This is a genomic window from Caulobacter sp. 17J65-9 (genome assembly GCF_010975005.1).
GTDB lineage: Bacteria > Pseudomonadota > Alphaproteobacteria > Caulobacterales > Caulobacteraceae > 17J80-11.
The window spans coordinates 1-5053 of the sequence record NZ_JAAIVC010000217.1; the positions used below are offsets into that span (position 1 = coordinate 1).

At 71.5% G+C, this 5053-nt stretch carries 5 protein-coding genes; 1 reads left to right on the top strand and 4 read right to left on the bottom strand.

What is annotated here, in order from left to right; genetic code table 11:
• Positions 1 to 104 precede the first annotated feature (104 nt).
• Complete coding sequence (locus G3573_RS19850; protein WP_240454811.1) at positions 105 to 1262, bottom strand: DUF1611 domain-containing protein; 1158 nt, start codon at positions 1260 to 1262, stop codon at positions 105 to 107.
• A gap of 267 nt (positions 1263 to 1529) precedes the next feature.
• Between G3573_RS19850 and G3573_RS19855 the strand changes: the two genes are divergently transcribed.
• Positions 1530 to 3020, top strand: coding sequence for a peptidase S10 (locus G3573_RS19855; protein WP_240454812.1), 1491 nt, complete (start codon positions 1530 to 1532; stop codon positions 3018 to 3020).
• Positions 3021 to 3093: 73 nt separating this feature from the next.
• Here G3573_RS19855 and eda read toward each other — a convergent pair whose 3' ends face one another.
• The 3 genes from eda to G3573_RS19870 all read right to left on the bottom strand — a co-directional run bounded on the left by eda (position 3094) and on the right by G3573_RS19870 (position 4892).
• On the bottom strand, positions 3094 to 3717 hold the full coding sequence (gene eda / locus G3573_RS19860) for a bifunctional 4-hydroxy-2-oxoglutarate aldolase/2-dehydro-3-deoxy-phosphogluconate aldolase (RefSeq protein WP_346427422.1): 624 nt from the start codon (positions 3715 to 3717) through the stop codon (positions 3094 to 3096).
• Between the two features lie 114 nt (positions 3718 to 3831).
• Entirely contained in the window at positions 3832 to 4290 is a 459-nt protein-coding gene (locus G3573_RS19865) for a hypothetical protein (protein ID WP_163263409.1), read from the bottom strand.
• Positions 4287 to 4892: a response regulator gene (locus G3573_RS19870; RefSeq protein WP_163263410.1), complete on the bottom strand. Its 606-nt coding sequence runs from the start codon at positions 4890 to 4892 to the stop codon at positions 4287 to 4289. The genes G3573_RS19865 and G3573_RS19870 overlap by 4 nt, the downstream gene beginning before the upstream one ends.
• Between the last annotated feature and the right edge of the window lie 161 nt (positions 4893 to 5053).

The window sequence follows — 5053 nt, forward strand, 5'->3', positions numbered from 1 at the left end:
GGCCCCGCCCGCGGCGGCGGCGGCCTGGCCGAGGCCGTTGGCGACCAGCGCGGCGAACACGCCGCGCCGCCGCCCTTTCAGAACCGACAGCCGTCCCATGCTGCTCAGGCGGTCAGGGCGGCGACGCCGATCGGTTCGGCCCGTGGACGCAGCACCAGGCCCGGCGCCACCTCGGGATCGGACAGCTCCTGACTGGTCAGCACGGCCGCGCCGGTGGCGGCGACCGCCTCGCGCGCGGCCAGCGGCGAGGCGCTGAGCAGGCCGGTGACGCCGACCACCGGGAGGCCGCGCCGGCGAAGCCAATCCACCCCGTGCGCCGCCCCGGCCGCCTCGCCGGCGGCGAACAGCACCGCGTCGACCCGCTCGGTGAAGGCCGAAGCCGACAGCAGGGCCGCGGTCTCCGCCTGGAACAGGCCGTCGGCGATCTCGATCACCGCCGCGTCCACCTCGGCCGCGGCCAGGTGGTCCAGCAGGGCGGTGGCCACGCGCACCAGTTCGGCCTCCGGCACCTTGAAGGTGGAGGCGTGGCCGAGGTCGGTGAAGTCCATGGCCGGCTTCGCGCCCGCGTCGACCATCGCCCACAGGTCGCCGCCCGAGCCGGTGCCGGTGACCTTGGCCGCGCCGACCCGCAGGCCCGCGCGCTTGAGGCCGCGGATCAGGCAGGCGGCGGTGGTGGTCTTGCCGGCGTTCATCGAGGTGCCGGCGACCACGATCACGGTCGGCCGGCCGCCCGGCGCCGGGGTCGAGACCGCCCAGCGGGCCAGGTTGAGCGCACGGCCCTCGGAGTCGGCCAGCAGGCCGCAAGGCGCGATGCGGGTGGGCGCGCCGACCTGGCGATGGCGCTTGAGCACCCGTCCCGCCAGGCCCCCGCCGGCGATCAGGTCGCACGGCCCGAGATTGGCCGGGACCTCGGCCTCGAACTGGTCGGGGGCGTAGCGCGCGCCGTAGGCCACGACGATCTCGTCGCCTTCGTAGAGGCGCGAGCGCCGGCCGTCGGGGAGTTCGAGCCGGGCGTGGTGGCCGACCTGCTCGACCCGCGCCAGCACGAGGTCGCCCGCCGCCGGGCGGACGCCGCTCACCAGCAGGCCGCGGGTCTCGGCCAGCATGGCGCGCCGGGTGGCGAACGACTGCTTCGCCTCGCCCAGGCGCGTCAGATCCAGCGGACTTGTCACGGGTCTTGGACGACGACGGCGCTCCTTTACGACTCGAGCCTCGTCGCGCACCAGCCGACCGACGTCGGCGATCTGCCCCTCGGCAATCATTGAACAGCCCTCTTTTTTGTCGCTCACGCTGTGCTCGTGAGGGAACCGCGGAGCCCCGTCGAAGCGGGTTTCCCAACGGTCGGAAGGCCTGTTTTCACCTGCCCCCCGCCTGCGGTTTCCGAGGGCTGAGACAAGCCAGCGAGGGTGATTGTTCCTAGGCCCCGCTTCGTCGCTCGGGCGTCTCAGAGACGTAGCGTTAAGGCCCGGGCATGCCTAAAGTGCGCGCACGAGAATGATGGCGCACAAACAAAAACTCGGGAGGGAATTTTGCGCAGCACAGTAATGACGGCCCTGGCCGTCGCCGTCCTGGCGCTCGGTACGGCCGGACCGGGCTTCGCCCAGGACGCCAAGCCGGAGGCCGCCGCCGCCAAGGCCAAGCCGGACCGCCTGCCGGCCGACGCCAGCGTCCATGAGACGGTGAAGCTTCTGAACGGCAAGTCCGTGGCCTACACCGCCACCGCCGGCAGCCTGCCGGTGAAGGACGCCGAAGGTAACGTGATCGGCGAGGTCGCCTTCACCGCCTTCACCCAGGACGGGCCGCGCTCGCCCGACCGCCCGGTGACCTTCGCCTTCAACGGCGGCCCCGGCGCGGCGTCCGTCTATCTGAACCTCGGCCTGATCGGCCCGAAGACCGTGCCGTTCGGCGCCCAGGGCCAGTTCCCCTCGACGGCGACGCGGGTGTCGGACAATCCGCAGACCTGGCTCGAATTCACCGACCTCGTCTTCATCGACCCGATCGGCACCGGCTTCTCGCGCTCCTACGTCTCCGAAGACAAGACCAAGAAGGCGTTCTACGGCACCGAGCAGGACATCAAGTACCTGTCGCGGATCGTCTACGACTGGCTGCTCAAGAACCAGCGCATGGGCTCGCCCAAGTACCTGGTCGGCGAGAGCTACGGCGGCTTCCGCCTGCCGCGCCTGGCCTACACCCTGCAGAGCGACCTGGGCGTGGGCATCTGGGGCATGACCCTGGTCTCGCCGCGCCTCGACTACGCCGCCAACGGCGGCCGCGACCTGTCGCCGCTGTTCTGGGCCAGCACCCTGCCGTCGATGGCCGCCGCCAAGCGCGAGCGCGACGGCGCCGTGCTGACCGCCGCCGACATGACCGACGTCGAAGAGTACGCCCGTAGCGAATACACGGTGGATCTGCTGCGCGGCGCCCGCGACCAGGCCGCGGTCGACCGCGTCTCCAAGCGGGTGGCCGGCTACACCGGCCTCGATCCGGCGCTGGTCCAGCGCATGGGCGGCCGCATCGACCTGCAGACCTTCGTGCGTGAATTCCAGCGCGACAAGGGGACCCTGGCCAGCCGCTACGACGTGAACGTCACGGCCTACGATCCCTTCCCCTGGTCGGCCCAGAACCGCGCCGGCGATCCGATCCTGGAAGGCATCATCGCGCCGACCACCAGCGCCATGGTCGACTACGTCACCCGCCAGGTCGGCTGGAAGGTGGACGGCTCCTACGAGGCGCTGAGCAACGACGTGAACCGGATGTGGGAGCGCAACGACACCGCCGAGTCGACGTCCGCCCTGCGTCAGGCCGTGGCCCTGGACCCCAGCATGAAGGTGCTGATCGTCCACGGCTTCACCGACATCCAGACGCCCTACTTCCAGAGCCGCCTGATCATCGACCAGATCCCGACGATGAGCTCGAAGGACCAGGTGCAGCTGAAGGTCTATCCGGGCGGCCACATGTTCTACGCCCGTCCCGACAGCCGTTCGGCCCTGCGCCGCGACGTGCAGGCGGTCTACCGCTAAGGCCTGACCACGGCCCGCGACCCGAGCCTCCGCTTCGCGAGAAGCGGAGGCTTTCGTGTTTATGGGGGCGTTCTCAGCGGCCCAGCTTGGCCACGGCGGTGCGGGCCAGTTCCTGGACCCGGTCCCAGTCGCCGGCGTCCATCAGTTCGTCGGGCGCGAGCCAGGAGCCGCCGACGCACAGCACGTTCGGCAGGGCCAGGTAGCGGGCCGCGTTCTCGATGTTGACGCCGCCGGTCGGGCAGAACTTGGCCTGCGGCAGCGGGCCGGACAGGCCCTTCAACAGCGCCGCGCCGCCGGCCGCCTCGGCCGGGAACAGCTTGAAATGGGTGTAGCCCTGCTCCATCCCGGCCATCAGCTCCGAGGCCGTGGCGATGCCGGGCAGCAGCGGGATCGCGCTCTTGCGCCCCGCCTCCAGCAGGGTCTTGGTCGCGCCCGGCGACACCGCGAACACCGCGCCGGCGTCGGCCGAGGCCTTCAGATCGGCGCCGGTCAGGCAGGTGCCCGAGCCGACCACCGCGCCCTCGACCTTCGAGGCGACGCGGATGCTGTCCAGCGCGGCGGGCGTGCGCAGGGTGATCTCCACCGCGCGAATTCCCCCGGCGACCAACGCCCGGGTCAGCGGCTCGGCGTGGGCGACGTCGCGGATGGTGACCACGGCGATCACCGGCGACAGGGTCATGATTTCGTCGAGCTGCACGGCGGCCTCCTGCATCGGCGACGCCGCGACGGGGAGGTCGCGGGCACGCGTCGCCGTGGGGTGAGGCGCCTTTCTAGCGTGGGAGACCGCCGGTCCGAAAGCGGAAGCGCGGCGTCAGGCCTTAGCGACCCGGTCGGTGACTTCCCACAAGCCGTCGATCACCGCCTTCAGCACCGGCGTGGTCTCGTACCCGGCGGTCAGCAGGAAGCGCAGGGCGCGCACGTGCACCTCCACCCCGGCCCACTCCCACTCGCCGCGCGAGCGCAGGCGGTCGGCCAGTTCGCACAGGCTCCAAGACGCGTCGCACAGGGGCTGGGCCCCGAACAGGCCGGCGATGTCGAGGATCTCGGCCGACAGGTCGTAGATGCGGTCGGGCGTGGTGGTCTCGCGCTCGGCGCCGGCCGCGGCCTCCAGCTTCACGACGGTGCGCTCGATGGCGGTCATGGCCTCGGCGCGGTGGCCCTCCAGCGCGGCGCCGGCGCGGCTCAGCGCCTGCTCGACGGTCAGGCCGCCGGCCCGGCGCATCTGGGCGCTCAGCCGGTGCTTGACCGGAATGATCTTCACGACGCTCATCGGGGGGCCTTGGTGGGCTTAAGCAACAGGTCGATTTCGGCCTGGGCCATGTTGGGATCGACCGCCTCGCCGACTTCGAAGGGCAGGTCGTCGCGACGGCGCGGCGCGATGCCGATCGGCGGGCCCGCGTTCTTGAACCGGCGGTCCGGGCCGGCGTAGGCGTCGCAGACCACGAACGGCCGCTCCTCCCGCGCCACCCAGACGATCCGCTCCAGCAGGACGGCGGGGGTGATCGGCTTGGAGACCACGAAGCTGGCCCCGCAGTCGCGGCTCTTCTCGATCTTCGACTGAGCGGGGTGGCCGGTGACCATGATGGTCGGCGTGAAGGCGGCCGGGCGCAGGTCGCTGCGCCGCAGCCAGCGGACGAAGTCGTAGCCGTCCATCTCCGGCATGGAGCAGTCGATCACGATCAGGTCGAGCTGGGTGGTCTTGACGATGTCCACCGCCTCGAGCGCCGAGCCGCACTTGATCTGCTGCTTGACCCCGAAGCCCTGGAAGACCGAGCCCATGATGTCGAGGGCCTGGGGATTGTCGTCGACCAGCAGGACGACAGATTGATCCAGGTTGATCCGCAGCCGTCCCGGCAGGCCGTAATCGCTCATCGCGGGGCTCAGAACAGGTCCAGGTCGCCGGCCCGCGCGCCGTCGTCGGACGAGCCGACTTCGCCGCCGCAGGCCGCCGACAACCGCGCCGCCAGGTCCGCCAGCGGCACCGCGCGTAAGGCCTCGGCCGGGGCCACGACGCCCTCGGCGCGGTCGGCCAG

Coding starts and splice junctions, on each gene's coding strand:
- G3573_RS19850 (WP_240454811.1), bottom strand. CDS start 1,262: ATGATTGCCGAGGGGCAGATCGCCGACGTCGGTCGGCTGGTGCGCGAC.
- G3573_RS19865 (WP_163263409.1), bottom strand. CDS start 4,290: ATGAGCGTCGTGAAGATCATTCCGGTCAAGCACCGGCTGAGCGCCCAG.
- G3573_RS19870 (WP_163263410.1), bottom strand. CDS start 4,892: ATGAGCGATTACGGCCTGCCGGGACGGCTGCGGATCAACCTGGATCAA.